Source organism: Bacillus gobiensis, assembly GCF_001278705.1.
Classification (GTDB): Bacteria; Bacillota; Bacilli; order Bacillales; family Bacillaceae; genus Bacillus; species Bacillus gobiensis.
In genome coordinates this window covers 1703387-1729113 of sequence record NZ_CP012600.1, presented here as the reverse complement: position 1 = coordinate 1729113, position 25727 = coordinate 1703387, and the positions used below count along the sequence as shown (strand labels likewise).

30 protein-coding genes and 1 pseudogene are annotated in these 25727 nt (G+C 40.2%); 23 read left to right on the top strand and 8 right to left on the bottom strand.

From position 1 onward, the window contains the following. Positions 1–62: 62 nt before the first annotated feature. Positions 63–1004: a 4-hydroxy-3-methylbut-2-enyl diphosphate reductase gene (locus AM592_RS08570; protein ID WP_053603412.1), complete on the bottom strand. Its 942-nt coding sequence runs from the start codon at positions 1002–1004 to the stop codon at positions 63–65. Positions 1005–1129: 125 nt separating this feature from the next. After that, positions 1130–1723, bottom strand: a complete 594-nt coding sequence (vrrA, locus tag AM592_RS08565) for a VrrA/YqfQ family protein (RefSeq protein WP_082364335.1) — start codon at positions 1721–1723, stop codon at positions 1130–1132. Positions 1724–1923: 200 nt separating this feature from the next. Between vrrA and AM592_RS08560 the strand changes: the two genes are divergently transcribed. Both AM592_RS08560 and AM592_RS08555 read left to right on the top strand, forming a co-directional pair. Next, complete coding sequence (locus tag AM592_RS08560; RefSeq protein WP_053603410.1) at positions 1924–3243, top strand: DEAD/DEAH box helicase; 1320 nt, start codon at positions 1924–1926, stop codon at positions 3241–3243. Positions 3244–3253: 10 nt separating this feature from the next. Beyond that, on the top strand, positions 3254–4147 hold the full coding sequence (locus AM592_RS08555; protein ID WP_053603409.1) for a deoxyribonuclease IV: 894 nt from the start codon (positions 3254–3256) through the stop codon (positions 4145–4147). A gap of 47 nt (positions 4148–4194) precedes the next feature. On the opposite strand, the gene AM592_RS08550 is transcribed toward AM592_RS08555, so the two are convergent. Continuing rightward, positions 4195–4440, bottom strand: coding sequence for a DUF2624 domain-containing protein (locus tag AM592_RS08550; protein WP_053606040.1), 246 nt, complete (start codon positions 4438–4440; stop codon positions 4195–4197). 163 nt (positions 4441–4603) lie between these two features. Here AM592_RS08550 and AM592_RS08545 point away from each other — a divergent pair, with 163 nt between their 5' ends. The 7 genes from AM592_RS08545 to AM592_RS08515 all read left to right on the top strand — a co-directional run bounded on the left by AM592_RS08545 (position 4604) and on the right by AM592_RS08515 (position 9270). Beyond that, a complete protein-coding gene (locus AM592_RS08545; RefSeq protein ID WP_053603408.1) occupies positions 4604–5488 on the top strand; it encodes a YitT family protein in 885 nt (294 codons plus the stop codon). Between the two features lie 142 nt (positions 5489–5630). Beyond that, the gene (locus tag AM592_RS08540) at positions 5631–6401 is read left to right on the top strand and encodes a metal ABC transporter ATP-binding protein (RefSeq protein WP_053603407.1); all 771 of its coding nucleotides are present in this window, start codon (positions 5631–5633) and stop codon (positions 6399–6401) included. Further along, positions 6401–7261, top strand: a complete 861-nt coding sequence (locus tag AM592_RS08535) for a metal ABC transporter permease (protein WP_053603406.1) — start codon at positions 6401–6403, stop codon at positions 7259–7261. The genes AM592_RS08540 and AM592_RS08535 overlap by 1 nt, the downstream gene beginning before the upstream one ends. Then, complete coding sequence (locus AM592_RS08530) at positions 7239–7649, top strand: zinc uptake transcriptional repressor Zur (RefSeq protein WP_053603405.1); 411 nt, start codon at positions 7239–7241, stop codon at positions 7647–7649. The genes AM592_RS08535 and AM592_RS08530 overlap by 23 nt, the downstream gene beginning before the upstream one ends. 93 nt (positions 7650–7742) lie before the next feature. Then, on the top strand, positions 7743–8186 hold the full coding sequence (locus AM592_RS08525) for a CHRD domain-containing protein (RefSeq protein ID WP_053603404.1): 444 nt from the start codon (positions 7743–7745) through the stop codon (positions 8184–8186). Positions 8187–8330: 144 nt separating this feature from the next. After that, positions 8331–8810: a hypothetical protein gene (locus AM592_RS08520; RefSeq protein ID WP_053603403.1), complete on the top strand. Its 480-nt coding sequence runs from the start codon at positions 8331–8333 to the stop codon at positions 8808–8810. A 103-nt stretch (positions 8811–8913) separates the two neighbouring features. Then, the gene (locus tag AM592_RS08515; protein WP_053603402.1) at positions 8914–9270 is read left to right on the top strand and encodes a DUF4190 domain-containing protein; all 357 of its coding nucleotides are present in this window, start codon (positions 8914–8916) and stop codon (positions 9268–9270) included. Between the two features lie 41 nt (positions 9271–9311). Here AM592_RS08515 and ispG read toward each other — a convergent pair whose 3' ends face one another. The 3 genes from ispG to AM592_RS08500 all read right to left on the bottom strand — a co-directional run bounded on the left by ispG (position 9312) and on the right by AM592_RS08500 (position 11862). Continuing rightward, the gene (gene ispG / locus AM592_RS08510; RefSeq protein ID WP_098945215.1) at positions 9312–10430 is read right to left on the bottom strand and encodes a flavodoxin-dependent (E)-4-hydroxy-3-methylbut-2-enyl-diphosphate synthase; all 1119 of its coding nucleotides are present in this window, start codon (positions 10428–10430) and stop codon (positions 9312–9314) included. A 95-nt stretch (positions 10431–10525) separates the two neighbouring features. Then, complete coding sequence (locus AM592_RS08505) at positions 10526–10867, bottom strand: LysM peptidoglycan-binding domain-containing protein (RefSeq protein ID WP_053603400.1); 342 nt, start codon at positions 10865–10867, stop codon at positions 10526–10528. A 233-nt stretch (positions 10868–11100) separates the two neighbouring features. Further along, positions 11101–11862 (bottom strand): DUF1189 domain-containing protein, encoded by a 762-nt coding sequence (locus AM592_RS08500; protein WP_053603399.1) that lies wholly within the window; start codon positions 11860–11862, stop codon positions 11101–11103. A gap of 259 nt (positions 11863–12121) precedes the next feature. On the opposite strand from AM592_RS08500, the gene sodA reads away from it, so the two are divergent. From sodA to AM592_RS25335, 11 genes and pseudogenes are all read left to right on the top strand, one after another. Next, positions 12122–12730, top strand: coding sequence for a superoxide dismutase SodA (gene sodA, locus AM592_RS08495; protein WP_053603398.1), 609 nt, complete (start codon positions 12122–12124; stop codon positions 12728–12730). 113 nt (positions 12731–12843) lie between these two features. Beyond that, a complete protein-coding gene (locus AM592_RS08490; protein WP_053603397.1) occupies positions 12844–14130 on the top strand; it encodes an MFS transporter in 1287 nt (428 codons plus the stop codon). A 126-nt stretch (positions 14131–14256) separates the two neighbouring features. Then, entirely contained in the window at positions 14257–16380 is a 2124-nt protein-coding gene (locus AM592_RS08485; protein ID WP_082363878.1) for a peptidoglycan D,D-transpeptidase FtsI family protein, read from the top strand. Positions 16381–16557: 177 nt separating this feature from the next. After that, the gene (locus AM592_RS08480; RefSeq protein ID WP_053606039.1) at positions 16558–17475 is read left to right on the top strand and encodes a phosphate ABC transporter substrate-binding protein; all 918 of its coding nucleotides are present in this window, start codon (positions 16558–16560) and stop codon (positions 17473–17475) included. A gap of 73 nt (positions 17476–17548) precedes the next feature. Then, on the top strand, positions 17549–18475 hold the full coding sequence (gene pstC / locus AM592_RS08475; RefSeq protein ID WP_053603395.1) for a phosphate ABC transporter permease subunit PstC: 927 nt from the start codon (positions 17549–17551) through the stop codon (positions 18473–18475). Further along, positions 18475–19362 carry a phosphate ABC transporter permease PstA gene (pstA, locus tag AM592_RS08470; protein ID WP_053603394.1) on the top strand — a complete coding sequence of 296 codons (888 nt, stop codon included), beginning with the start codon at positions 18475–18477 and terminating at the stop codon, positions 19360–19362. Before pstC ends, pstA begins: the two co-directional genes overlap by 1 nt. A gap of 21 nt (positions 19363–19383) precedes the next feature. Next, the gene (gene pstB / locus AM592_RS08465; protein WP_053603393.1) at positions 19384–20202 is read left to right on the top strand and encodes a phosphate ABC transporter ATP-binding protein PstB; all 819 of its coding nucleotides are present in this window, start codon (positions 19384–19386) and stop codon (positions 20200–20202) included. Between the two features lie 11 nt (positions 20203–20213). Continuing rightward, positions 20214–20996: a phosphate ABC transporter ATP-binding protein PstB gene (gene pstB / locus AM592_RS08460; RefSeq protein WP_053603392.1), complete on the top strand. Its 783-nt coding sequence runs from the start codon at positions 20214–20216 to the stop codon at positions 20994–20996. Between the two features lie 20 nt (positions 20997–21016). Further along, positions 21017–21679, top strand: a complete 663-nt coding sequence (gene phoU, locus AM592_RS08455) for a phosphate signaling complex protein PhoU (RefSeq protein ID WP_053603391.1) — start codon at positions 21017–21019, stop codon at positions 21677–21679. Positions 21680–21773: 94 nt separating this feature from the next. Beyond that, positions 21774–22574: pseudogene (locus AM592_RS25340) on the top strand (HAMP domain-containing protein); the annotation flags it as partial. Between the two features lie 372 nt (positions 22575–22946). After that, positions 22947–23513: a methyl-accepting chemotaxis protein gene (locus AM592_RS25335; protein WP_376773350.1), complete on the top strand. Its 567-nt coding sequence runs from the start codon at positions 22947–22949 to the stop codon at positions 23511–23513. 137 nt (positions 23514–23650) lie between these two features. Here the strand turns inward: AM592_RS25335 and AM592_RS08445 are convergent, their stop codons facing one another. Both AM592_RS08445 and AM592_RS08440 read right to left on the bottom strand, forming a co-directional pair. After that, positions 23651–24136 (bottom strand): hypothetical protein, encoded by a 486-nt coding sequence (locus AM592_RS08445; RefSeq protein WP_053603389.1) that lies wholly within the window; start codon positions 24134–24136, stop codon positions 23651–23653. Continuing rightward, positions 24133–24486: a hypothetical protein gene (locus AM592_RS08440; RefSeq protein ID WP_053603388.1), complete on the bottom strand. Its 354-nt coding sequence runs from the start codon at positions 24484–24486 to the stop codon at positions 24133–24135. Before AM592_RS08440 ends, AM592_RS08445 begins: the two co-directional genes overlap by 4 nt. A 241-nt stretch (positions 24487–24727) precedes the next feature. Between AM592_RS08440 and rpmG the strand changes: the two genes are divergently transcribed. From rpmG to AM592_RS24340, 3 genes are read left to right on the top strand one after another with little or no spacing between them, the layout of a single operon-like run. Next, positions 24728–24877, top strand: a complete 150-nt coding sequence (gene rpmG, locus AM592_RS23225) for a 50S ribosomal protein L33 (RefSeq protein ID WP_082363875.1) — start codon at positions 24728–24730, stop codon at positions 24875–24877. Between the two features lie 54 nt (positions 24878–24931). Further along, on the top strand, positions 24932–25498 hold the full coding sequence (locus AM592_RS08435; RefSeq protein WP_148564322.1) for a 5-formyltetrahydrofolate cyclo-ligase: 567 nt from the start codon (positions 24932–24934) through the stop codon (positions 25496–25498). 45 nt (positions 25499–25543) lie between these two features. Next, positions 25544–25717 carry a hypothetical protein gene (locus tag AM592_RS24340; protein ID WP_098945214.1) on the top strand — a complete coding sequence of 58 codons (174 nt, stop codon included), beginning with the start codon at positions 25544–25546 and terminating at the stop codon, positions 25715–25717. Positions 25718–25727: the final 10 nt, after the last annotated feature.

Genomic DNA, 25727 nt, shown 5'->3' with positions numbered 1-25727 from the left:
TATGGTGCGGTGATAATTAAATTGCATGCAAACGATAAATAAGAGGCTGGCGAACCAGCCTCTTATTTTGCTTTAACCTTTGGCAGTATTTTTTTCAGTGGAATGTCATGCTTTATCGTCCAGGTCGATTCATCTTCCCAATTGAAGCCTTCCAAAAACCGAATAACTTCCTTTGTAATAGGAGTCGGTGTAGACGCCCCTGCTGTGATTGCTACAGTTTCTACATTCTTTAGCCACTCAAGCTTTAGTTCGCTAATATCACCGATACGGTAAGCTTTTGTACCGGCAATTTCTTCAGAGACCTGTGCGAGCCGGTTGGAGTTATTGCTTTTTGGATCTCCAACAACAATCGTTAAATCAGCTTGTTTCGCTTGTTCAGACACGGCCTCTTGTCTGACTTGAGTTGCCAAACAAATCTCCTGGTGAAATTCAACATGAGGATATTTTTCTTTTACTTGCTCCATGATATCGTGAACATCCCATTGCGACATAGTGGTTTGGTTTGTAACTATAATTTTGTCATTCTGTATGTTAAGGTTAGCGACGTCTTCTTCTGTTTCTACTAAATGAACGATATCAGGTGCTACACCTACAGCGCCCTCTGGTTCCGGATGTCCTTTCTTGCCGATATAGATAACGTGATATCCTTTTTCTTTCATATCCAAAATTAGATTATGGGTTTTTGTTACATCCGGACAAGTCGCGTCAATTGCAACCAGCCCTTTATCTTCAGCAATTTTCCGTACTTCAGGTGACACACCGTGAGCCGTAAAGATGATCGTCCCTTTATCTACATTTTTAATAATTTCCAAACGGTTTGTGCCATCCAGCGTAATGATGCCGTCCTCTTCAAAGGCATCTGTCACGTGCTTATTATGAACAATCATTCCAAGGATATAGATCGGTCGAGGAAGAGATTTATCAAGAGCCGCATTTTTTGCAATAACCATTGCGTCAACAACTCCATAGCAATAGCCGCGCGGAGATATTTTAATTACATTCATTCTTGTTCCTCCTACAATCGAAGCTTAAGAGACGTCACAAAATAAAAAGCCGTTGTAAACGGCTTTATACTCTCAGGTTCTCTTTCTTCTATTATAGCTGATCTCACATTGGATATCAAAGATTCTTATACATACAGCCTAGGTCTTGAGCTTCCGGAAGGCTGGTTGCTAGAAGGCTTTGAAGCGGGCTGTCCGCTATCTGCTGCCGTCTTTTTTTTCTTTTTTTGCTGAGAGCTTGCTTGCATTGTTTCATTTGAATTTTCAGCTGAAGATTTGTCTTCTTTGCTGTTTGCATCGTCAGCTTTGTTTAGCTGGCTGTATAACTTTATCATGGAAGGAATATTTCTGACCAGAGGTCCGTATTGCTGGACCATCGGTGTAATTTGCTGAGCCATTCCGAGCATTTTTTGGACATTACCGAGCATTCCGGAAATATTGGCTGGATTTGCAAGATTCTGTAGTCCTTGTAGGCTTTGCAGACCAGAACCTGTACCTGCTCCTGGCAAGCCGCCTGCGCCTGGTAAGAATTTGGAGAGAAGTCCTCTGATTCCTCCTGCCCCTGCGTCATTCCCTGCACCTGCCCCTGGCGGCTGAGGGAAAAATTGGCCCATCTGTTGAAATGGCTGTTGAATTGGAGGCTGCGGCTGTTGAAATCGATTCATTTGGAAATTTGCAGCTTGCTGTTGCCGAAGAGCTCTTGGCATTCTTGGTCTGCCCATCTGCTGTGGACCGTTTCGTATTTGTCGTTGTGGAAACAATTGATTACCTCCTTTCGAAAAACATCTTGCACGATAGGATATGCATAAAGAACAAAATTTGTCTATTCATCTTCTTTCCGTCGGCTAATGGTTTTTTAGGAACGAATCAGTTATAATGGGTTTTTGATGGACACTAATTTAGTGTTTAAGGAGCTGAAAACATGGGACAAACAAAATTTACTGAATACAATTTAAAACCCTTTATCATAGAAGCAGTTGAGAAAATGGGATTTTATGAACCGACTGATATTCAAAGGAGGCTGATTCCTGCTGCTTTAAAAGGCGAGAGCGCCATTGGCCAATCTCAGACAGGAACAGGAAAAACGCATGCGTATTTGCTGCCGTTAATACATAGCATCCATCCTGATCAAGAAGAAGTACAGGTTGTGATTACAGCACCTACAAGAGAGCTTGCCAATCAAATTTATCAGGAAGTATTAAAAATTACGAAGTACACGGAAGCTGATGAAGAAATTATCTCAAAATGCTACATTGGCGGAACAGATAAAAAGAAAACCATCGAAAAGCTTAAGAGACAGCCGCATCTTGTCGTTGGAACTCCGGGTAGGATTGCAGATTTGATTAAAGAAAAAGCTCTTAACGTCTTTACGGCGAAAAGCTTTGTCATTGATGAGGCAGACCTCATGTTGGATATGGGATTTTTAGAGGATGTCGATTTTATTGGCTCCAATATGCCGGAGCAGCTTCAAATGCTCGTTTTCTCAGCAACAATTCCGGAAAAGCTGAAGCCTTTCTTGAAAAAATATATGAAAAATCCAAAATATGCACATGTCGAGCCGAAGCAAATTGCGGCAGAAAATATTGAGCACGTGCTAATCCCATCGAGGCATAGAGACAAGGACAAGCTTTTATTAACCATGGTAACCCACATTAACCCGTATTTAGCCATTATTTTCACAAATACGAAACAAGCAGCTGATCATGTCTTTGAGTATCTCAGAGATCACGGGGTAAAAGCTGGAATTTTACATGGAGGCCTGACACCGCGAGAACGCAAAAAGGTAATGAAGCAAATCAATGAATTAGAATATGCTTTTGTTATCGCGACTGATTTAGCAGCACGAGGGATCGATATTAAGGGTATCAGCCACGTTATCAATTATGAGCTCCCGGATGATCTGGACTTTTACATTCACCGTGTCGGCAGAACAGCCCGGGCCGGATCAACTGGTATCGCCATGACAATATATGATACATCCGATGAAGATGGCTTAGCAAGACTTGAGAATATGGGCATCGTGTTTGAAAACAAGGAAATTGTTAAGGGAGAATGGGTAGCCCTTGAAGATCGGCAGCGTAGAAAGAAACGTAAACGTGTGGCTGATGAAATTGATGAAAAGGCAAAGCATTTTGTTAAAAAACCGAAAAAAGTAAAGCCAGGATATAAGAAAAAAATGACCGCAGAATTAGAAAAAATCAAAAAGCGGCAAAGAAAATTAAATTCGAGAAAAGGAAAGTAGGGGAAACGGTTTGGTAAAGATAGGGTCACATGTAAGCATGAGCGGCAAAAAAATGCTGCAGGGAGCAAGTGAAGAAGCACAGTCTTATGGAGCAAACGCATTTATGGTTTATACGGGAGCTCCGCAAAATACGAGGCGTAAAAAAATTGAAGATTTAAATATAGAAGCCGGCACTGCCCATATGAAAGAAAACGGCATCGAGGATATTGTTGTACATGCCCCCTACATTATTAATATCGGAAATACGGGGAATCCAGCAACCTTTGAGCTGGGTGTTACTTTTCTCCGTTCAGAAATTGAGAGAACAGCTGCTATCGGCGCTAAACAAATTGTCCTGCATCCCGGTGCGCACGTTGGTGCAGGAGCTGAAGTCGGGATCAAAAAGATTATAGAAGGATTAAATGAAGTTATTGAACCTGGCCAATCGGTGCAAATCGCCCTTGAAACGATGGCAGGAAAAGGATCTGAATGCGGGAGGAGCTTTGAAGAGCTTGCGGAGATTATCAGCGGTGTGACCCACAATGAGCATCTCTCTGTTTGCTTCGATACGTGTCATACGCATGATGCAGGCTATAATATCGTCGAAGATTTCGATGGGACTTTAAATGAATTTGATAAAATTATCGGGCTGGACAGGCTTAAGGTTCTTCATATTAATGACAGCAAAAATGTATGCGGAGCAAGAAAGGATCGTCATGAAAATATTGGCTTTGGCCATATCGGTTTTAAAGCTCTCAATTATATAGTTCATCATGATCAGCTGCAAGACATTCCGAAGATTCTTGAAACCCCATACGTTGGAGAGGATAAGAAGAACAAAAAACCTCCTTACAAATTTGAAATCGATATGCTCCGGAATCGGCAGTTTGAAGAGAGCGTACTTGAAAAGATTTTAGCCCAGTAATGAAAATGAGAAACTTCTCGTATCAAAGGGTACGAGAAGTTTCTTTTTCACCTGATAAATTGGTTTAATAATTCATTCACCTTTTTGGCAGTGCTCTTGGATGTAATGCTCTCTACTTTTGTAATCAGGCTTGCTCTTTCCTTTTCATCGAAAATATTGACATTTTTTCCGTGTAACAGAGCCGCAACATCAGCAGCCTGTTTGGCAGTTAACGAAATTCCATACTGATTGGCATAGCTGAGAATATCCTTTGCTGTTGCTCGATTTAACCTCTGTAAAATAATCTTTTGCATGAAATACAACGTTCGTTCCTCCCCTCAAATCTAATTGTATGGGTGAATGACTCATATCGTTCCAATTTTTTCATTCAATTGGAGTTAAATTTAGTCAACATTGTATTTAATGGTATGATAGTAGTAGGAAAAAACCAGTTCGTTATGAAAGAAAGGAGAAAGTATGTCAGCACCAAAAAAACAGCATAAAAAAGAATCAAAAACCCGATTTATCTTTCGGCTATTTATGATATTAATTGGAGCAGCATGTGCTGCGGTGAGCATTGAATTGTTCTTAGTTCCAAATAATATTATTGATGGCGGAATTATAGGTATTTCTCTTATTTTGGATTACATATTTAAAGACAATCCTTTTATCAACTTCGCCGTCCTTGTCGTTGTCCTGAATGCACCATTTATGCTATTTGGCTACAAGCACATCGGGAAAACCTTTCTGGTCTCTACGATCATTGGGATTGTAGGGTTGTCCGTCGTAGAGAGCTCTCTTCATCACATTCATGCCTTCACCACAGAGCCGGTTCTAGCGACGGTATTTGGCGGACTGCTCCTCGGATTAGGCGTCGGGATAGTGATTCGAAACGGAGGTTCCATGGACGGATCAGAAATTCTCGGTATCCTTTTTACAAAAAAGCTCCCGTTTTCAGTTGGTGAGTTTGTCATGTTTTTTAACGTTTTTATTTTTACTTGGGCGGGCTTTGTATTCGGTCCGGAGCAAGCCATGTATTCGGTAATGACCTATTTCATTGCTTTTAAAACAATTGATGTTGTGATCCAGGGGCTGGATGAAACGAAAGCGGTCATTATCGTATCCGATAACTATGAGGAAATATCTGATGCTATATTGGACCGATTGGGCCGCGGCACAACAAAGCTGAAAGGAAAAGGCGGCTATTCAGATCTCGAGACAGAAGTGATCTATGCGGTAGTCACACGTTTAGAAATAACAAAGCTAAAATCAATCGTGTTCGAAATTGATGAACAGGCATTTATTACAATTATGAACACTCATGAAACAAGAGGAGGAAAATTCAAAACTGCTATTCATTAAACGATATATTTTACTTTTTATCTGATAAACGGTATAATTTATGATCGAACTGGTTTGAAGTGGTTTGCTATAATAGCAGCCATTTTCTTTTTGATTGTAAATCGTAATGGTTCAGAAAAATAAATTGAAGGTGAGAAGCAAGATGGTATCTCCAGCACTTGAATTGAAGCATGTTTCTTACGCTTATGAGCACGAAAATGCAATTGAGGATATCACATTTACAATAGAAGAAGGAACTTTTCTCGGCTTGGTCGGCCCGAACGGATCGGGGAAAACAACTCTGTTAAAGTGCATTCTTGGTTTAATAAAGCCACAATCGGGTGAGTTAAAGCTGTTTGGCGAATCCTATAAAAAGTATAAAAATTGGGGACAAATCGGGTTCGTTTCGCAAAAAGCAAACAGCTTCAATACAGGGTTTCCCGCCTCCGTATTTGAAGTCGTCGCGAGTGGATTAACAGCGCGGCTCGGGCTTTTTAAGAAAATGGATAAAAAAAGCAAGCGTGCGGTTGAAGATGCAATAGAAGCTGTAGGAATTACTTCTCTTACACATCGCAACATTGGCGAGCTATCTGGTGGGCAGCAGCAACGGACGTTTATTGCCAGAGCTCTTGTCAGCGATCCGAAGCTATTGATTCTTGACGAACCCACAGTCGGTGTGGATCAAAAAAACGTAGAAGGTTTTTATCACCTTCTTCAAAAATTAAATAAAGAACGAGGCATGACACTGATACTTGTCACACATGATGTAGGTACAATCTCCGATAAAGTTACACACGTCGCCTGCTTAAATAAGACGCTGCATTTTCATGGCAGCCCCTCACAATTTGAATCGGTATCAGATCGTACGTTGTCATCTTTTTACGGTCATGATGTACAAACGATCAGCCATGATCATCACGGAGGGTACCTATAATGCTAGCACCTTTTTTTCAATATGATTTTTTACAAAATGCACTTATTTCAGGTCTGCTAATCGGACTTATTGCCCCTATACTCGGTGTATTTATTGTTGTCCGAAGAATGTCTTTAATTGCTGATGCACTAAGCCATGTGACCTTGGCAGGCATTGCAGCAAGCCTTTATCTTGAAAAGCGCTTTGCGTTTATGGCTGGCGTAAGCCCTTTGTATTTGGGAATGTTTTTTTCTATATTCGGGTCACTCCTCATAGAAAGGCTTAGAAGTGTATACAAGCATTTTCAGGAGCTGTCCATTCCGATCATTCTTTCCGGAGGTATTGGCGTTTCTGTCATTTTTATTTCTCTTGCAGACGGTTTTAATACCGATTTGTTCAGTTATTTATTTGGAAGCGTCAGCGCAGTCTCAAGAACGGATCTTTTTATTATCGTAGGTGTAACGGTTATTGTTCTGCTCTTGGTTTTTGCTCTTTACAAAGAGTTGTTCATGCTTTCTTTTGACGAAGAACATGCTCGCTCATCTGGTATACCGGCAAAATGGCTTCATTTTATTTTTATCGTAATCGTTGCCTTGGTTATTGCTGCGTCGATGAGAATTGTCGGCATTTTGCTTGTCTCTTCTCTAATGACATTACCTGTTGCGGCTAGTATCAGGATCGCAAAAGGATTTAAGCAGGCGATCTTTTATTCTGTTCTATTTGGAGAAATATCTGTTATCATTGGATTAATATCAGGTTTTCAGCTGGATCTTGCACCAGGAGGAACCGTCGTAGTGACTTCTGTTATCATTCTATTGCTGACACTGGGCTTGAACAAATTTAAAAGGAGATTTCTACATGAACGTTCAAGAGGCGCTTGATTTATTGAAGGAAAATGGATACAAATATACAAGTAAAAGAGAAGACATGCTGCAGTTGTTTGCCCGTTCCGATAAATATTTATCAGCCAAGGATGTGCTTTCAGATCTTAGTGTTGACTATCCCGGACTTAGTTTTGATACCATTTATAGAAACCTTTCGCTTTATGCTGATTTGGGGATTTTAGAAACGACTGAGCTTTCCGGTGAAAAGCTGTTTCGATTTGTGTGTTCATTCAGCCATCACCATCATCACTTCATCTGTCTCGCTTGCGGCAGAACAAAGGAAATTGATGCTTGTCCGATGGATGCCGTAAATGAAAATTTTAAAGGATACGAAATCAGCGGGCATAAATTTGAAGTATACGGAACGTGCCCTGACTGTCAATAAACCATTTTTAATACACATTAGATGTTAGTACAAGCAATTCATCCTTCTGCAAAATACTTTATATTATGCCAAAAGTGTTAGGAGGGTGAAAAAATGAATAAACATCATCATAAGAGTGACTTTTTTATTGCAAGGTTAAGGGGTTCAGAAGAGGTTCCGCCAGTTCGTACCAATGCAAGCGGATTTGCACAGTTTCAAATAAGCAGCGATGAAAAAAGCATTCGATATCAATTAGAGGTAAATAATCTTCGCAATTTTACTCAGGCACATATTCATATCGGTGAAAGAGGGGAGAATGGTCCTGTAGTTGTTTTTCTCTTCGGTCCGGTTGATCCTAGTATCAGTGTAACTCAAGGTGTCATCGAAGGTACCATTACCAAGAATGATCTCGTAGGGCCCCTTAGCGGAAAGCCGCTTTCGGCATTAATAAAGCTTATTAGAGATGGAAGAACATATGTCAATGCTCATACCGTGCAAAATCCGGACGGAGAGATTCGCGGTCAAATAAAACCGTATCAATCTAAAATAAAAAACTAATTTCTGATATAAGATTCTCCATGTTTAATCCTGTTTCTATACAGGATTTTTTTATTTTCGTAAATTCCCTTGGATAAATCATACTTCGGTTACTTAATCATACCTATTTAGCATGAGAGTTCTTTTAAAAAGGGGATGATTTTTATGTGTCCATATTATCCAATTCGAGTAAATAAATGGGACCATGTTTTATATTTGCTGCGTCAAAGCTTATATGCTGAAGAAATGGTGTGTGCAATGAGCAGTGAGCTTTTCCATATCCCAAAAACAAAAGATTTAAAAGGAAATCGAGAAATGCACAGTCATCTGGTTCCAGCTTCTTATCATCGTGTGACGGCTGCAGGGTCTGCCCAAAGGCTAAAAAACGGCGAGAAACAGAATTCGATTGTAGAGACTATGACGGCTTGTATCTTAAATGCTGAAAGCCAAGATAAAAAAGTACGTGAAGGGTTAAAAACGATGGAGGAAAATGCAATTCCCGAGTATAAACCCTTTATTAAAGTAATTATCAAATGGCAAGAACAAGCAGAAACCTCTTTAAATCAAGCGAAAGCCTCACTGCAATCAATTGGGGTTTCGTTTTCCGCTGAAAGTGAGCAGCAAAGTGGAGAATACAGTCAATAAATAAGCGGGTAGTTTAAACCGCTTTTTTGTTTTGAAATACATAAACCAATACAAAACTGATTAAACTATAAATGCTCCTTTATCATGAAAGTGAGGGCTGACAATGGATCAAGAAAAAAATCACAATCGATTTGAAAACCGGGATGAGCCGGATGTCAATAGACGTAATTTTGACGAAGAAACGGCTGCAGAGCTCACAGAACCATATCGAGCAAAAAATGATTCAGACAGGCGTAACGATGTCGAGGACGCAAACAGAGATAATGCCGGATGGATCGGTTATGCTGCTTTGGCAATATCGATCATTTCCTTGTTTATATTCCCTGTTCTATTAGGGATTGTCGGTATTATCGTCGGCTTTATTGCAAGAAGAAGAGGAGCAGGAGCATTAGGGGCTTGGGCAATTGGAATCGGTGTTGTTTCTTTGCTCATTGGAATATTTATCACCCCATTTTTCTAGGTACAAAAAAGCTTGGCGGAATTCCCGCCAAGCTTTTTTATTTAGGCTTTAATTTTTTCTTTTTCAGCTGCTTCTTTCGCATAATGCTCTTCGGCAAGCTTATCGATTTCTTTTTTTAATTCCTCGACCATTGTTTCTTCAGGAACTTTTCTTACTGTTTTTCCTTTGCGGAACAGAAGGCCTTCACCTCGGGCACCGGCAATGCCGATATCGGCTTCACGTGCTTCGCCAGGACCATTTACAGCACAGCCGAGAACAGCAACCTTAATCGGAGCTTTTATTTTTGAAATATATTCTTCGACTTCATTTGCAATGCTAATTAAGTCAATTTCAATTCGCCCGCACGTTGGACAGGAAATCAATGTTGCCGCATTAGAGGCAAGGCCAAACGATTTTAACAACTCTCTTGCAACTTTAACCTCTTCAACCGGGTCAGCGCTTAAGGAAATGCGCAATGTATTTCCGATTCCAAGGCTTAAAATCGCTCCAAGCCCCGCAGAGCTTTTCACAGTACCGGCAAATAATGTTCCGGATTCGGTAATTCCGAGATGAAGAGGGTAGTCAAAGGCTTCAGAAGCTTTTCTATAAGCTTCAATTGCAAGCTGAACGTCTGATGCCTTCATACTGACAATGATATCGTGAAAGTCAAGGTCTTCAAGAATTTTTATATGATGAAGCGCACTTTCGACCATGCCATCTGCTGTCGGGTATCCGTATTTATCAAGAATTCGTTTTTCCAACGAACCCGCGTTTACACCGATTCGAATCGGTATGCCTTTTTCTTTGGCTGCTTTCACAACAGCCTCCACTTTTTCACGGCGCCCGATATTTCCAGGGTTTATCCTAATTTTATCGGCTCCGCCTTCAATTGCTTTCAATGCTAATTTATAGTCAAAATGTATATCTACAACCAAAGGTATCGTAATTCGTTTTTTTATTTCCGCAATTGCGTCGGCAGCTCTTTCATCCGGACAGGCTACACGAACAATTTGGCATCCCGCTTCCGCCAGCCGATTGATTTCAGCTACTGTCGCTTCCACGTCATGAGTTTTTGTTGTTGTCATGCTTTGTATAAATAATTCATTACTTCCGCCTATTGTTAAAGGACCTACTTTGACTGGGCGAGTTTTTGTACGATGTGTGATTTCACTCACTTTCAACCGCTCCTTAACGTTTGTTTAGCATCTTCATGCTGCCTTTGTCGTTTTAGTTACATGTCATATTGTATCAGTCCGTCAGTCAAGCTGACAAGGAATTAAGAAGATTTATTGTATACAGGGAATTTATAAACTTTCCCCGACTGAATGAGGTTTGCTTTCGTTTCGGGATTTAAACGTTCGAAATCCTCGACAATTTGCTCAGCTGATATAGGAGGAGAGCCGCCGCTTTTTTGATCAACGATGGAAAAAACCGTTTCTCCCTTTTTAACCGTATGGGCTTGGAAAACACTCCCTTCTTCAGCTTGGGAAGAAACCGGCTGAATTTTAGGCTCCTCTTGCTGCTTCTCTTGCGGAATGGGATTAGTTCCCCAGCTTAAATCATAGTACACAATAAAGGAAAGAAATACTAAAGAAACAACAATAATGAACCGTTTCAACCTAGTTTCCTCCCGACAGTTTTTATCATTATATGCTTGTCCTAAAGAGGATAGAACAAAAGCGCAAGCGCCTTGAGTTCACTTGACTCAAAAAGTGCTTTTTACTTTTAGATGCATGAGGTTATTTCTCACAAGAGCTAAGCGCTGAGGGCGGACACAACCGCCAAGTTATCCACAATCCCATTTGTTTTATAAATGAAAAAACCGCCAAATTATATTGGCGGCAAGAATCGTTATGTTCTTTTTGTAGGAATTTCTTTAACTGCGAGAAATAGAATCATGAAATGCACAAACCAATTTAGCAGCATTGGACTTGGAACTTCAGTATGTAAAGCTGTCATGATAGCAAAAAAGACGGTTGCCAAGGTGGCAGAGTATGCAGCCATGGTCCAAAGCTGTTTATAGGGCAGCATGCTGCTTTTTCCTTGCATATTTTTGATCAAGATCCCCAGTACAGCCAAAAGTGATACTTCGATAAATTTGCTTGCGGCAGAAAAAAAGAAGATAAGTACAATTAGTACAGGAACAAAGAAAGATTGTAATTGACCAGACAGGTCTAAAATTTCATTTTTGGAAATATCAGAAGGGAACATAGTATATTCAAATTCCATCGCCTGCCCGTCTGTTGCAATGACGAACTTATCTTTTAAAAACGCAGCGGCGTTTTGTTTCGCTTCAATTTGTTCCGTATCATATGCGCTTGCAGGATCCAGAACGACCATAAACTGTCCGGCCTGCCCTTCTACAGGGGCTTTTTCCGCAGTTGATAATTGGCCATCTTTGATACTGAAATCAGGTATATCCCTTTCAAGAATATCTTTGAAATCATAAGATGCCTGGTAGATCGTCGTTCCCATATTGAATGCAGATGGCAGCGCTGCTAGAAACGACAAAAGAAACACATACAAAATGGCGATGCCTATTTTTTGAAAACGAGTCCGGGCAATCGCCTGCGGGGAGTAAATACTTTTAAAAAATTGTCTAAAAATCCTCATCACGTCCAATTATATAATCATAATACCCGCTCTTCATTGTAACAGTAAGCCGAATGTGAACACAAGAAACTTACGCATAAGCAAATCGTGATCACATGTTTAAAACTGCGGAGGATCGGAAATTGTATTATAGACTCGGGTCACACCGATACAGACATGAGCATTTGTATTGAAACAGGCTTATATTTTTGGTACTCTGAAAATTGAAAAGGCTTGCTTTCAGGCCCGATTACATAACAAATTTAGGGAGGAATTATTAATGGCATTTGAATTACCAGAACTACCTTATGCTTATGATGCATTGGAACCTCACATCGACAAAGAAACGATGAACATTCACCATACGAAGCATCACAACACATACGTAACAAAATTAAATGACGCAGTCGCAGGAAAGTCAGATTTGGAAAGCAAATCAGTAGAAGATCTTGTTGCAAATCTTGATGCTGTACCTGAAGATATTCGTACTGCTGTGCGCAATAACGGAGGCGGTCATGCCAACCATTCGTTCTTCTGGAAAACACTTTCTCCAGATGGCGGCGGTACTCCAACCGGCGAACTTGCTGATGCGATTTCAGCTGAATTTGGCAGCTTTGATAAATTCAAAGAAGACTTCGCAGCAGCTGCGGCAGGACGTTTTGGTTCTGGCTGGGCATGGTTAGTCCTTAACAACGGCAAATTGGAAATTACAAGCACACCAAATCAAGACTCTCCTTTATCAGAAGGCAAAACGCCAATTCTTGGTTTAGACGTATGGGAGCATGCATACTACCTAAAATACCAAAACAAGCGTCCTGATTATATCGCCGCATTTTGGAATGTTGTAAACTGGTCTGCAGTAAACGATCTTTACACAGCAGCAAAATAATCACGTATATGAGAACAAGGATCGATTCTTTCGATCCTTGTTTTTTTCTGCTTTTTTTACATATCTGCAAATCGATTAGACAAACTAATGACTACAGTAAAGGGGAGTCATTGATGAGCAGACTAAAAAAAATGGTAGGGGACGTGGAAATCAATCAAGATCTGCTGCTGCTTCTGTCAGTAGGAGGCCTTTACTCATTATCCATCGCATTATCAAATACATTTGTAAATATTTATTTGTGGAAGCAATCGGGGCAATTTGTTGATTTGGCCATCTACAACCTATCTTCGGTGATATTTGAGCCGATTGCCTTTTCGCTGGCTGGCTGGTGGGCGAAAAGGATCGACAGGGTGATTATCCTGCGGCTGGGCATTGTGTTTTTAGCTGCTTTTTATTTGATTGTACTTGGTGCAGGCGAAGTAGCATCGGCGAATCTCGTCATGCTTGGCAGCGTATTGGGGATTGGCTCTGGCTTTTATTGGCTGGCATATAATGTATTAACATTTGAAGTGACTGAACCTGAGACAAGAGATTTTTTCAATGGCTTTTTAGGAGTACTGGCCTCATTCGCGGGAATGATCGGACCGGTTGTCGCAGGTTTTGTGATTTCCAGGCTTCAGGATAACAATGGGTATAATTTGATTTTCAGTCTTTCGTTAGGTTTATTTTTATTGGCTGTTATTATGAGCTTTTTTTTAAAAAGAAGAGAAGCTCACGGAAGATTTTTGTTTAAAAAAATCTGGGAAGAGCGAAATCATGATAAGGATTGGGGAAGAATTACCAACGCCCATTTTTTCCAAGGGGTCAGAGAGGGAATATACGTCTTTATTATAAGCGTTTTTGTATTCATATCGACTGGAAGCGAGCTTGCGCTAGGCACCTTTGGACTAGTGAATTCAGCTGTATCTTTTGTTGCATATTATTTGGCAGCAAGGATGATCAAAAAACACACGAGAAAAAAAGCGATTTTTTTTGGCGGGATGCTTCTTTATAGTTCGTTGTTCCTTATTCTGTTCACCATGTCCTATCCGACACTTATTTTATACGGAATCGCGATCTCAATCGGCTATCCTCTTGTGCTTGTGCCGTATATTTCAATGACATATGATGTGATTGGCAAAGCGAGAAACGCACGAAAGGCAAGAATTGAATATATTGTGATTCGAGAGCTGTTTTTAAATTTTGGAAGGATCTGTTCCATATTAATTTTTCTTTTACTCGTTTTGCTGCTAAATGAGGAGATCGGCATCCCGGTATCACTAGTCATTCTTGGAACAGGTTATGCTGCTATATATTACTATGTAAAGGATATTCAGCTTGAAGAGCATGGTGAGGAAAGTATAGCAGAAGACGGACAGAAACAAGCTTCTGAAACGAACCTTATAAAAGGTGAGAGGTAAGTTACATTTTTATGACAATTCGTGAATATTGTAGAATAATGTCTAAAGGCACTTTATTATTAATCAGATAAGGTGTCTTTTCTTACGCATGTATTGAAGTTAAATATAGACTAGGTGATGGAAGATATGAATAAGAAAACGTATAAAAAAATAATGCCGATTCGTTTGCATTTGTTATTTCTTTTTGCCTTTATCATTTTTACTGGTGTGATTATCAGGCTGGGAATTGTACAAATCGTTTATGGTCAAGACTATACCAACGAAGTAGAAAAGCAAGAAGACGTCGATGTAAGCAATTCAGTCCCAAGAGGAAAAATCTATGACCGGAATTTTAATACGATGGTCGGAAATTCTCCACTTAATGCGATTACATACACGAGAAGTGCCAGTACGACACAGGAAGAGCGGTTGGAAGTTGCAAAAAAGCTGTCAAAAATGATTAAACTCGGTACCGATAAAATAACAGAACGGGATAAAAAGGACTATTGGATTTTGACTAACTCGGAGAAAGCGAAATCACTTATTACGAGTGAAGACCGGCAAAAGCTAGAGGACGGAAAGATCGCTGAAGAAGACCTGTATCAGCTTCAGCTGGAACGCATAACCGAAGAAAAATTAAGTGAACTGACAGATGAGGACTTGAAGGTTCTTGCGATCAAAAGACAAATGGATCAAGGATATCCTTTGAATCCGCAGTTTATAAAAAATAAAGATGTGACAACAGAGGAGCTGGCATACGTCAGCGAACATTTAGATGAGCTTCCCGGAGTAAACGTAACGAAGGATTGGGACCGGGAATATCCAAACAAGGATCTGCTTAGATCTCTTCTTGGACAAGTGTCAAAGACCAATGAAGGCCTTCCGCAAAGCCTGCTTGATCACTACCTTTCTCTGGGCTACAGCAGAAATGACAGGGTTGGGAAAAGCTATCTCGAATTGCAATATGAAAATGTTCTTCAAGGACAAAAAGAAAAAATAAAAAATGTAACAGATCGTTCGGGAAATGTGGTTGATTCCCAAGTTATCAATCAAGGAAAAGCAGGCAAGGATCTTATCTTAACGATTGACATTGATATGCAAAAAGAAGTGGAAGCGATTATTGAAGATGAGCTCAGGAAAGCAAAGCAAAAGCCGGGTACTGCCTTATTAGACCGGGCGTTTGTCGTCATGACGGATCCGAAAAATGGAGACTTGATATCCATTGCCGGCAAACAAGTAAAGAATAAAAACGGCAAGCTTGCTTTCGATGATTATGCTCTTGGTGCGATGACTTCATCATACGCCATGGGATCATCCGTTAAAGGAGCGACGGTTCTAACGGGTTATGAAACAGGCGCCATTCAACCAGGGACAATTCAAACGGATGAACCACTCTATATTAAAGGGTCGCCTCCGAAAAAATCGGTAACGACAATGGGTCCGGTAAATGATTTAACCGCACTTATGAGATCATCAAATGTATACATGTTCAAGACTGCGATAGAGATAGGAAATGGTACGTATAAAAGAAGTGAACCGCTCTCGATCGATCCAAAAGCGTTTAACACGTTCAGGTATTATTTTAACCAGTTTGGCCTCGGCGTAAAAACTGGAATCGATCTTCCGAACGAAGCTGCAGGGCTAAAAGGGGCTAAAACGGACCCCGGGTTCCTGCTTGACTTATCGATCGGGCAGTATGATACGTATACACCGCTGCAAATGGCACAATATGTGTCTACGATTGCAAATGGAGGGTATCGAATGCAGCCCCATCTTGTAAAAGAAATACGGGAGCCTAATCCAGATAAAGGGATCGGAAGCGTTATTGATTCAGTTGACCCAAAAACATTAAACAGAATCGATATGAGCGACAGCGAAATCAAACGGGTTCAGCAAGGATTCAAGCTTGTCATGCAGGGGCCAAACGGCACTGCAAGCTCTCAATTTTCATCAAAGAGCTATAATCCTGCCGGAAAAACGGGAACTGCCCAAGCATTTTACGATGGCCCGAATAAAGATAAATTTTTAACTCCGACTTACAACACAACTCTCGTTGGTTATGCTCCGGCTGATAATCCGGAAGTCGCATTTTCAGTCGTGGTTCCATGGGCTTATGAGGATTATTCAGACAAGCATTCAATCACAAATAATATTGGCGAACGAATTCTTGATAAATATTTCGAATTAAAATCGAAACAAAGTAAAGAAAATACGGCAAATAAAAATTTGGATAAAATTGAAGATGAAGCAAACACTCAATTAAACGAATAAAGAAGGAAGCGCCCTGGAATGACAGGGCGCTTTTTTGTAAATACTATCCCAATAAAATGCAAAATTCGACGTGGATTTACAAAACCTTAACAATTGGTTCAAACAGGCTTAATAATGAAAAGTTACCCTATTCCCTGTAGGACAAATTTCACAAATCATGTAGGGGGAATTATGGAAATGAAGAACTTCAAGGGTATAGCACTACTGTTTCTCATGTCTGCAATCCTAGTATTTGCAGCGGCATGCGGAAACTCAAATGAAGGTGGAAATGCTGAAGATAGCGGAAGCGGAAATGAAACTTCTGGAGAAGCTTCAGGATCTCTTTCAATTTCCGGCTCATCTGCTATGCAACCATTAGTACTGGCTGCCGCTGAAAAGTTCATGGAAGAAAATCCGGAAGCTGATATTCAAGTACAAGCTGGCGGTTCTGGAACAGGTCTTTCACAAGTCGCAGAAGGTTCAGTACAAATTGGAAACTCTGACGTTTTCGCTGAAGAAAAAGAAGGAGTTCCTGCAAACGAACTAAAGGATCATCAAGTAGCAGTTGTAGGAATGACCGCTGCAGTTAACCCTGAAGTTGGCATTAAAGATATTTCTTTGGACAACCTTAAAAAAGTTTTTACAGGTGAAATTAAAAACTGGAAAGAGCTTGGCGGAAAAGATCAAAAAATCGTTCTTGTCAACCGTCCTGATTCTTCTGGTACTCGTGCTACTTTTGTTAAATATGCACTTGGCGGAGCAACACCTGCAGAAGGAATCACTGAGGATTCTTCAAACACTGTTAAAAAGCTTATCGGAGAAACTGATGGCGCGATCGGATATCTTGCTTTCTCTTACTTAACAGATGATAAAGTTACATCTCTTTCAATTGACGGCGTTGAACCAACTGTTGAAAATGTACAAAAAGGCGACTTCCCAATCTGGGCTTACCAGCATTCATATACGAAAGGCGAGCCTGACGGATTAGCGAAAACGTTCCTTGAATATTTACAAAGTGATGAAATTCAAAATTCTATCGTTACTGACCAAGGATATATTCCAGCCACAAAAATGGAAGTTCAACGTGATGCAGAAGGCAAGCAAACAGATAAATAATTGCCTCTGATAAATTGTAGGGAAAGTGGTCACCTGACGCTTTCCCTATTACGATGTTATAGGAGTGTAAAAAATGGCAAAAAAATTAGAAGAACTTTCTGCTAGAGAAAGATTAATACATTCTAAACAAAATCGAAAAATGGATGAGGTTCGGGGAAGGATTCTCGTTACTGCGTGCGCTCTTATAATGATATCAGCCACAATCGCAATAACAATCTTTCTCGGAACGAAGGGTTTGCAATCTTTTCTTGTAAATGGTGTTAGCGTTGGGGAATTTTTAACTAGCTTACAATGGAATCCTGTAAATGAAAGCCCTGAGTACGGAGCATTCCCGTTTATCTTTGGCTCTTTTGCAGTAACTATTCTTTCTGCACTTGTTGCTGCACCTCTTGGAATCGGCGGGGCAATATTCATGACAGAGATCGCTCCGTCTTGGGGAAAAAAGATTCTGCAGCCGGTTATTGAACTGCTTGTCGGTATCCCTTCGGTTGTTTACGGGTTCATCGGGCTTACCGTATTGGTGCCGTTTATCGCTCAATACAAATCGGGGCCGGGACATAGCTTGCTTGCTGGAACGATCGTTCTTTCCGTAATGATCCTGCCGACCATTACGTCTATTTCGACCGACGCCATCTCTTCCTTGCCGAAAAGCTTGCGTGAGGGCTCTTACGCGCTAGGGGCAACACGATGGCAAACGATTCGCAAGGTATTGATTCCAGCAGCGCTTCCTACCTTGCTTACTGCAGTCGTACTTGGTATGGCCAGAGCATTTGGCGAGGCACTAGCAGTGCAAATGGTTATCGGAAATTCAAGAAATCTACCGGAAAGCTTGCTCGATACGGCAGCTACATTAACGACTATTATTACATTGAATATGGGGCATACCACATACGGAAGCGTAGAAAACAATACGCTCTGGTCCATGGGGCTTGTTCTGTTAATTATGTCCTTCCTATTTATTCTCTTTATTCGTTATCTGTCAGCTAGGAGGAAAATCTAATGAACAGCAAAGTAACCGACCGGATTGCAACAGGTGTCTTTGGTGTTATTGCCGGAATTATTGTTGCTCTTTTAATTGGCTTATTTTCTTATATCATTTTTAATGGTATTACTCATATATCTTTAGACTTTTTGACAACCAGATCAAGTGCAGTTGCATCAGGCGGAGGAATTCGGGATCAGCTGTTTAACTCGTTTTATATTCTGTTGATCACCATGATCATTACGATACCGCTTGGAGTAGGCGGAGGCGTCTATATGGCAGAATATGCACCTGCAAATAAACTGACTGATTTTGTCCGCACGTGTATAGAAGTGCTGGCTTCATTGCCCTCGATTGTTATTGGCATGTTCGGTTTGCTTATGTTTGTAAATTTAACTGGATGGGGATATACGATAATAGGGGGGGCACTCGCTTTAACCGTATTTAACCTGCCAGTTATGGTTCGTGTAACAGAGGATGCGATTCGTTCGGTTCCAAAGGACCAAAAGGAAGCTTCACTTGCGCTCGGTGTATCAAAATGGCACACGATCAAAACCGTATTGATTCCTGGCGCGATTCCTTCTATTATCACCGGTGCAATCTTAGCTTCGGGGAGAGTATTTGGAGAAGCGGCAGCCTTGCTTTTCACAGCTGGTTTGACGACACCTAGACTGAATTTTGAAAACTGGAACCCTTTTTCCTACACATCGCCGCTTAACATTTTCAGACCGGCTGAAACGTTAGCAGTACACATTTGGAATGTCAATACGCAAGGGATCATCCCAGATGCAGAAGCCATTTCAAATGGCGCAGCAGCTGTGCTTGTTATTTCTGTATTGATTTTTAATCTCGCAGCCAGATGGCTTGGATCGTATATCCATAAGAAATTAACGGCAACGAAATAGAAAGGATAGGTGAATCCATAAATGGCTCAAATATCTGCATTAAACAGGATAAAGGAATCTGAAGCAGAACCTGAAAACGCTGTGAAAGAACATGTATTACAAGTAAAAGATTTAGATATATATTATGGGGAAAAACGGGCAGTAAATAGTATTTCTTTTGATATAGAGAAAAACGCCATTACTGCTTTGATTGGACCTTCCGGATGTGGAAAATCTACGTTTCTTAGAAGCGTTAACCGAATGAACGACCTCATCCCCGGCTCTAGGTTCGATGGTCAAATTATTTATGAAGGAATTAACATTCTTGACAGTAAAATTAATGTCGTCAATTTAAGAAGAGAAATCGGCATGGTTTTTCAAAAGCCAAATCCATTTCCAAAATCAATATACAACAACATTACGCACGGATTGAAATATTCAGGCATTCGCAAGAAATCTGTTTTGGATGACATCGTTGAAGAAAGCTTAACAAAAGCTGCATTATGGAATGAAGTTAAGGATCGTCTCAAAGAATCTGCGCTTTCCCTTTCAGGCGGACAGCAGCAGCGTCTATGCATTGCCCGTACATTAGCAATGAAGCCGACAGTCATGCTTCTTGATGAACCCGCTTCTGCCCTTGACCCGATTTCTAATAGTAAAATTGAGGATCTTTTGATTGAGCTGAAAAAGGATTATTCGATTGTCATCGTGACGCATAATATGCAGCAGGCTTCAAGGATTTCTGATAAAACTGCCTTTTTCCTAAACGGTGATTTAGTAGAATATGCAAACACAGAGAAAATATTTACTAATCCGGCCGAGAAGAAAACAGAAGAATATATTACTGGCAGATTTGGATAGGAGGAAAGAGAATGAGTGCGGTAGCTGAAGGGATACAAACTCAGGAAGTCTTTCAAATGAACGACTTGAATTTATGGTACGGTGATAATCACGCATTAAAAAACATAAACTTTTCTATCCGCAAAAATGAAGTAACCGCAATTATCGGGCCTTCAGGCTGCGGGAAATCTACGTTTATTAAGACATTAAACCTTATGATTAACATGGTGCCGGGGGTTAGAATGTCCGGTGAAATTGTTTACCAGGGAAATAACATTTTACAATCTAAAATTGATTTGGTGGAACTTAGAAAAAATGTAGGCATGGTGTTTCAAAAAGGTAACCCTTTCCCCCAGTCAATTTTTGACAATGTTGCGTATGGCCCTCGCATCCATGGAATTAAAAGCAAGTCTAAGCTAAAAGAGCTTGTTGAGAAGTCATTGATTGACGTTGCTCTGTGGGATGAAGTGAAAGACCGTTTGGATGCTCCTGCGCTTGGTCTTTCCGGAGGACAGCAGCAAAGGCTTTGCATCGCTCGGGCTCTGGCGACTACTCCTGAAGTAGTGCTAATGGATGAACCGACTTCTGCGTTGGATCCCATTTCCACACTGAAAATTGAAGAGCTTATACTTGATCTGAAGAAAAAGTACACGATTGCAGTTGTAACACACAACATGCAGCAGGCAGCAAGGGTTTCTGACCGTACCGCATTTTTTTTAATGGGAGAATTAGTTGAAATCAATCAAACCGATAAAATCTTCTCAAATCCAGAGGATCAAAAAACAGAGGACTATATATCCGGCAGGTTTGGATAAGTCATACAAGGGGGATGTAGATGCAAGTTCGAAAGAGTTTTGACGAAGAGCTTCAAAGCTTAAAAAAAGAACTGCTTAGAATGACTGAATTTGCCCAAGAAATGCTTGATTTATCAGTAATGGCACTAAAAAATCAAGACATTGAGCTGGCGGAAAAGGTCGTGAAGAAAGATCAATTTCTCAATGAACAAGAAACAGATTTGAATAACCATGCAGTTACATTGATTGCAAAGCAAGCTCCTGTAGCTTCGGATCTCAGACAGTTGATTGCAGCGATCAAGATTTCTTCAGAGGTCGAAAGAATCGGTGACCTTGCAGTTAATATTGCAAAATCGACCATACGAATCGGAAACAAGGAAACGCTTATCAAACCGATTGTGGATATACCGAAAATGATTGATATTGTAAAATCGATGCTTACTGATGCGATTCTTTCCTATCGAAACAATAATACTATTCAAGCAAGAAACGTCGCAGAAGCTGATGATAAGGTGGACGCTTACCATAAAAAATTGATTGATGAACTGATGAAATTAATGACAGTACATCCGCAGTATACGTCGCAGATTTTACAGCTCTCTTTTATTTGCAGATATGTTGAAAGAATCGGTGACCACATTACGAATATTTCCGAACATGTTATTTTTGTGGATACAGGCATCCAATATGATTTGAATAATTAAAGCCCTGAATTTCTTTTCAGGGCTTGTATTTTTGCTTTGTTTATAGTTCATATGACCTAGTAGATATTACATATATAAGCGGGAGGAACTATTCATGGCCGGAATTTGGAGCAAATTAAAAACAAATCCTTTAACAACATTGACTGCATGGAGCGGGTTGTCCTTTACAAAGAAAATTATTGTTTCATACTTGATTACGATCAGCCTGACCATATTTGCCGCATTGGTTGCTGCCGTATATTTGTCCCAGCTAATTAAAGATGTGAAAGAAATGGATATTAGCAGTGAGCGATCGGTCCTAGTGACTGAAATCGGGTCAATGATTCGCGCCAAGGATGCAAAGCTTTCAGATTACATTACATTCAAAGAGGAGCAGTACGTTCAGGAATTTCGTACATATCGCAATCAGCTGAAACAATCTCTTGATGATATTAAAAAAAATGATAAAAACTATCAACAACAAGTCGATCAGTTGATAAAAAATAATGACAAAATGGATGAACTCTTTGTCAATACGGTCATGCCTTCAGTATTAAGGCTCGATGAGGATATTTACACACAAGCAAGAGACGAAACGGCAAAACTCAGAGACGAGAATCTTGACCTGCTGCATACGATTAGAGAATCGATAAACAACGAAAGAGAGATTTCTTCAGAAAAAGCAGAATGCGGAGCTGCAACTTCATTGACAGTTCTTATCGTTTCAATCATATTTGCCATTATTTTAAGCGGTGTGCCGCTATGGATCATTTTAAGTGGAATCAAACGGAATCTTAAACAAATGGTGCATTTGTCAGATGAAGTCGCAAAAGGAAATCTATCTGTAGATCCGGTCATCCCGCATACGAAGGATGAACTTGGGTTGCTTGCAGCAAGCAGCAATCAGATGGCTGAAAGTTTAAAACAAATGGTATTGCAAATAACGGCTGCTTCAGCTGAGATTTCGGACCAATCAGACTTACTGGCCGCACATTCCGGAGATGTCCAGAAAACAAGCGCAGTTATTTCTGAGACCATGGAAGGGATGTCTGAAAACATGGAGCAGCAAAGCGGCTATCTAGGGAATATGCTTGAAGAATTTACGACTTTTAATGAAGAGGTGAAAAACGTAAGCGGATCAGGAGAATCTTTACACCAATCTTCCGTGCGTATGCTTTCAAGCACGAAGGATGGATTTTCTGTTGTAACGGCTCTTTCACAGCAAATGAAGCAAATGTACAGTACAGTAAAAATGGCTCATGACCAGGTGAACAACTTGAATGCCGAGATGGTAAAAGTGTCAAAGCTGGGACGAGCCATTCAGGCGATTGCTGAACAAACGAATCTTCTTGCACTAAATGCTGCGATTGAGGCGGCAAGAGCAGGTGAGAGCGGCAGAGGATTTACGGTCGTGGCGAATGAAGTCAGAAAGCTGTCGGCTAAAGTCGATGAATCCGTTAAAGAAATTACAGCGATTTCAGCCAGCGTTCAGGAAAACAGCGAAAAGGTATCTTCTTTGCTTCAAACAAGCTATAAGGAAGTAAGTACAGGAGCAATCCAGATGGACGAGGTTGGTATCCGATTTGAAAAAATAAAAGAAGAAACAGAAGGAATGGGAGAACACATTGACGAAATCTCATCTGTGCTTAAGCATACAACGGAGCGCAGTGAAATAATTATGGGCTGGCTTCAGCACATTGCTTCAGCCTCAGCTGAATTTTCATCTGGGACAAACCAAACTGCTGCATCAATTTATACGCAAAATCAAGAAATCGGCCATATTTTTAAGCAAATTCAAGAGTTAAAACAGCAATCTACTCTTCTTTCACAGAGCGTAAAAAAGTTTTTAATTTAAAAAATATATTTTTTTAAATGCGATTATATGATTCCTATTTTCAACTTAAAACAGTATGAGTGTCTCTATTAGAAAATAGTCAAAATCTCGTACTAACATATTATGTACAAAAAAACAGGCTGAATCTCAGCCTGTTTTTAACGTGTCAGAACGTTTACTATCTGTTTAAAGCCCATACCGTATTTTAATTCAAAATCACCTGCACGTACCTTAGTATGGTAGCCGCCGTCGATCACATAGTCGTTAAAATCTCTTGCGGAAGGGATGAGTCCGTCTTTTTCAAGTTGATTCGAGACGTCAGCAGAACTCATTCCGTCTTGAATGGTCAACTTGTAATTTCCTTCTTTTTTAGAAGTTTCTTTTTCGGCAGGCTTCTCTTGTTCAGCCTTATCAGCTTGCTTTAATGCCTCTTCTTTTGAAGTAAGAAGCTTCTCATAGTCATTCCGTTTCAGTGACACCAATTTATTGGCTTCTAAGTACGACTTCACTTGGTTTTCTGTGATCTCTGCCTCATCTTTGGAAGCATCAGCTTTTTCATCAGGTGAAAAATAAAATGTTCCTGCAAGCACTGAAGTAGCAAGAATCATTCCTCCAGCAAACGCCTGTAATCCTCTTTTGGTCATACGAGAACCCTCTCATTGTCTTTAATAATTGCGCGAACATCTTCGACTGAAACATGTTCAGCTCTTGAAATGGCTTCTACGGACATGCCGTTGTTGTATTTCGAAATAATTTGTTTGACCGTATGCTGATCAATGTGGCTAACGTTCGTTTTGCCAGCAACGAAATTGGTATCTAGCAGCTCTTCTTCAAGGACGGTCATTTTCTTCTTTAACTTGTAAATTTCCTGCATAGCTGAAAGCTGTAATGTTTCTACTTCCTGCTCCACATCCTTGATTGAGTCTCTTTGAAAATATGATAGTGCGATTAGCACGATACTGGCAATAAATAATACGGCAATAGCAATTTCCACTTTCTTCACCTTCACTTTTTATTAGTGTCTGTATTTTTTATACCATAAAACCCCCCATTTCAAAAGGAAAATTGCAAAAAAAAGCGATAAAATGTTGAAAAATATTTTATTATGTAATAAAGTGAATCAACTGTGAAAAAATCGTTCTTTTATAATAATTCAACTGGCGTTTCATGCCTGTAAGTGGTATTATAGGAGAGTCTGATTCCATAAAATGAATGATTAGTTTGGAGGGAAAATAATGCGCGTAAACATAACTCTGGCTTGCACTGAATGCGGCGAGCGTAACTATATTTCTAAAAAGAACAAACGCAACAATCCAGATCGTGTAGAATTTAAAAAGTATTGTCCACGTGAAAAAAAATCAACTTTACACCGTGAAACAAAATAACAGCAGGAGATTTCCTGTTGTTTTTTTTATTCAACAAAAGAGGCGGGGAATCGCTTGAAAAAAGAACTGAGAAGGCAAATGCTGCAAAAGCTGAGTGAAATGCATGCAGTGAAGAAAGAATGGCAAATCAACAACATTCATCAAGCCCTTTTTGAAACCCCAGAATGGGCAGCTGCAAAAACAATCGCAATAACGGTTTCGATTAAATGGGAGATACCAACGGAATTAATTATTGAGAAGGCATGGGAGGAAGGGAAAATTGTAGGAGTGCCGAAATGCGATCCTCGAACAAACGAAATGCAATTCAGGCAGATCAAACAATTTGGCCAGGTAAAAAAAACATATGGGAATTTGTATGAACCATTAGTAGATGAGACAGAAATGATGGAAAAAAGCACAATTGATTTGATGGTTGTTCCCGGTATTTGTTTTGGGAGAAACGGATTTCGAATCGGGTATGGAGGAGGCTATTTTGACCGGTATTTGGTTAACTTCAGCGGAAGAACGCTTTCACTCGCCTATTCATTTCAAGTTATTCCCGAAGTCCCTCATTTCCCGCATGATATCCCAGTAGAGCAAATTGTGACAGAAAAAGAAATTATTCATTGCCCTGCAGAATAAATAATCGGCTAGTAAGACAGGATACGTATAGGAGGGATTTCTAAAATGAAAAAACTTTTGTTTATCCTGATATGCGCAGCTGTACTTTCAATCCTTGTCGATAACCGCTACAGAGTTCTTAATGTGGTTTTAGGGCAAGACAAGCTCAGACATTACTTCATTCATTCAATTATGAAAATTCCTTTTATTCGAAACCGATTTATTGAACAGGCACTATAGTTTCTAAAAG

Excerpts from the sequence above, each read along its gene's own strand:
- AM592_RS08445 (WP_053603389.1), bottom strand. The coding sequence starts at position 24,136 with ATGACCAAAAGAGGATTACAGGCGTTTGCTGGAGGAATGATTCTTGCT.
- AM592_RS08570 (WP_053603412.1), bottom strand. The coding sequence starts at position 1,004 with ATGAATGTAATTAAAATATCTCCGCGCGGCTATTGCTATGGAGTTGTT.
- vrrA (WP_082364335.1), bottom strand. The coding sequence starts at position 1,723 with ATGGGCAGACCAAGAATGCCAAGAGCTCTTCGGCAACAGCAAGCTGCA.
- AM592_RS08540 (WP_053603407.1), top strand. The coding sequence starts at position 5,631 with ATGGTATCTCCAGCACTTGAATTGAAGCATGTTTCTTACGCTTATGAG.
- AM592_RS08500 (WP_053603399.1), bottom strand. The coding sequence starts at position 11,862 with ATGAGGATTTTTAGACAATTTTTTAAAAGTATTTACTCCCCGCAGGCG.
- pstC (WP_053603395.1), top strand. The coding sequence starts at position 17,549 with ATGGCAAAAAAATTAGAAGAACTTTCTGCTAGAGAAAGATTAATACAT.
- rpmG (WP_082363875.1), top strand. The coding sequence starts at position 24,728 with ATGCGCGTAAACATAACTCTGGCTTGCACTGAATGCGGCGAGCGTAAC.
- AM592_RS25335 (WP_376773350.1), top strand. The coding sequence starts at position 22,947 with ATGGTAAAAGTGTCAAAGCTGGGACGAGCCATTCAGGCGATTGCTGAA.
- AM592_RS08480 (WP_053606039.1), top strand. The coding sequence starts at position 16,558 with ATGAAGAACTTCAAGGGTATAGCACTACTGTTTCTCATGTCTGCAATC.
- pstB (WP_053603393.1), top strand. The coding sequence starts at position 19,384 with ATGGCTCAAATATCTGCATTAAACAGGATAAAGGAATCTGAAGCAGAA.
- AM592_RS08525 (WP_053603404.1), top strand. The coding sequence starts at position 7,743 with ATGAATAAACATCATCATAAGAGTGACTTTTTTATTGCAAGGTTAAGG.
- AM592_RS08520 (WP_053603403.1), top strand. The coding sequence starts at position 8,331 with ATGTGTCCATATTATCCAATTCGAGTAAATAAATGGGACCATGTTTTA.
- AM592_RS24340 (WP_098945214.1), top strand. The coding sequence starts at position 25,544 with ATGAAAAAACTTTTGTTTATCCTGATATGCGCAGCTGTACTTTCAATC.
- AM592_RS08515 (WP_053603402.1), top strand. The coding sequence starts at position 8,914 with ATGGATCAAGAAAAAAATCACAATCGATTTGAAAACCGGGATGAGCCG.
- AM592_RS08485 (WP_082363878.1), top strand. The coding sequence starts at position 14,257 with ATGAATAAGAAAACGTATAAAAAAATAATGCCGATTCGTTTGCATTTG.
- sodA (WP_053603398.1), top strand. The coding sequence starts at position 12,122 with ATGGCATTTGAATTACCAGAACTACCTTATGCTTATGATGCATTGGAA.
- AM592_RS08490 (WP_053603397.1), top strand. The coding sequence starts at position 12,844 with ATGAGCAGACTAAAAAAAATGGTAGGGGACGTGGAAATCAATCAAGAT.
- AM592_RS08550 (WP_053606040.1), bottom strand. The coding sequence starts at position 4,440 with ATGCAAAAGATTATTTTACAGAGGTTAAATCGAGCAACAGCAAAGGAT.
- phoU (WP_053603391.1), top strand. The coding sequence starts at position 21,017 with ATGCAAGTTCGAAAGAGTTTTGACGAAGAGCTTCAAAGCTTAAAAAAA.
- AM592_RS08535 (WP_053603406.1), top strand. The coding sequence starts at position 6,401 with ATGCTAGCACCTTTTTTTCAATATGATTTTTTACAAAATGCACTTATT.
- AM592_RS08560 (WP_053603410.1), top strand. The coding sequence starts at position 1,924 with ATGGGACAAACAAAATTTACTGAATACAATTTAAAACCCTTTATCATA.
- pstB (WP_053603392.1), top strand. The coding sequence starts at position 20,214 with ATGAGTGCGGTAGCTGAAGGGATACAAACTCAGGAAGTCTTTCAAATG.
- AM592_RS08530 (WP_053603405.1), top strand. The coding sequence starts at position 7,239 with ATGAACGTTCAAGAGGCGCTTGATTTATTGAAGGAAAATGGATACAAA.
- AM592_RS08545 (WP_053603408.1), top strand. The coding sequence starts at position 4,604 with ATGTCAGCACCAAAAAAACAGCATAAAAAAGAATCAAAAACCCGATTT.
- pstA (WP_053603394.1), top strand. The coding sequence starts at position 18,475 with ATGAACAGCAAAGTAACCGACCGGATTGCAACAGGTGTCTTTGGTGTT.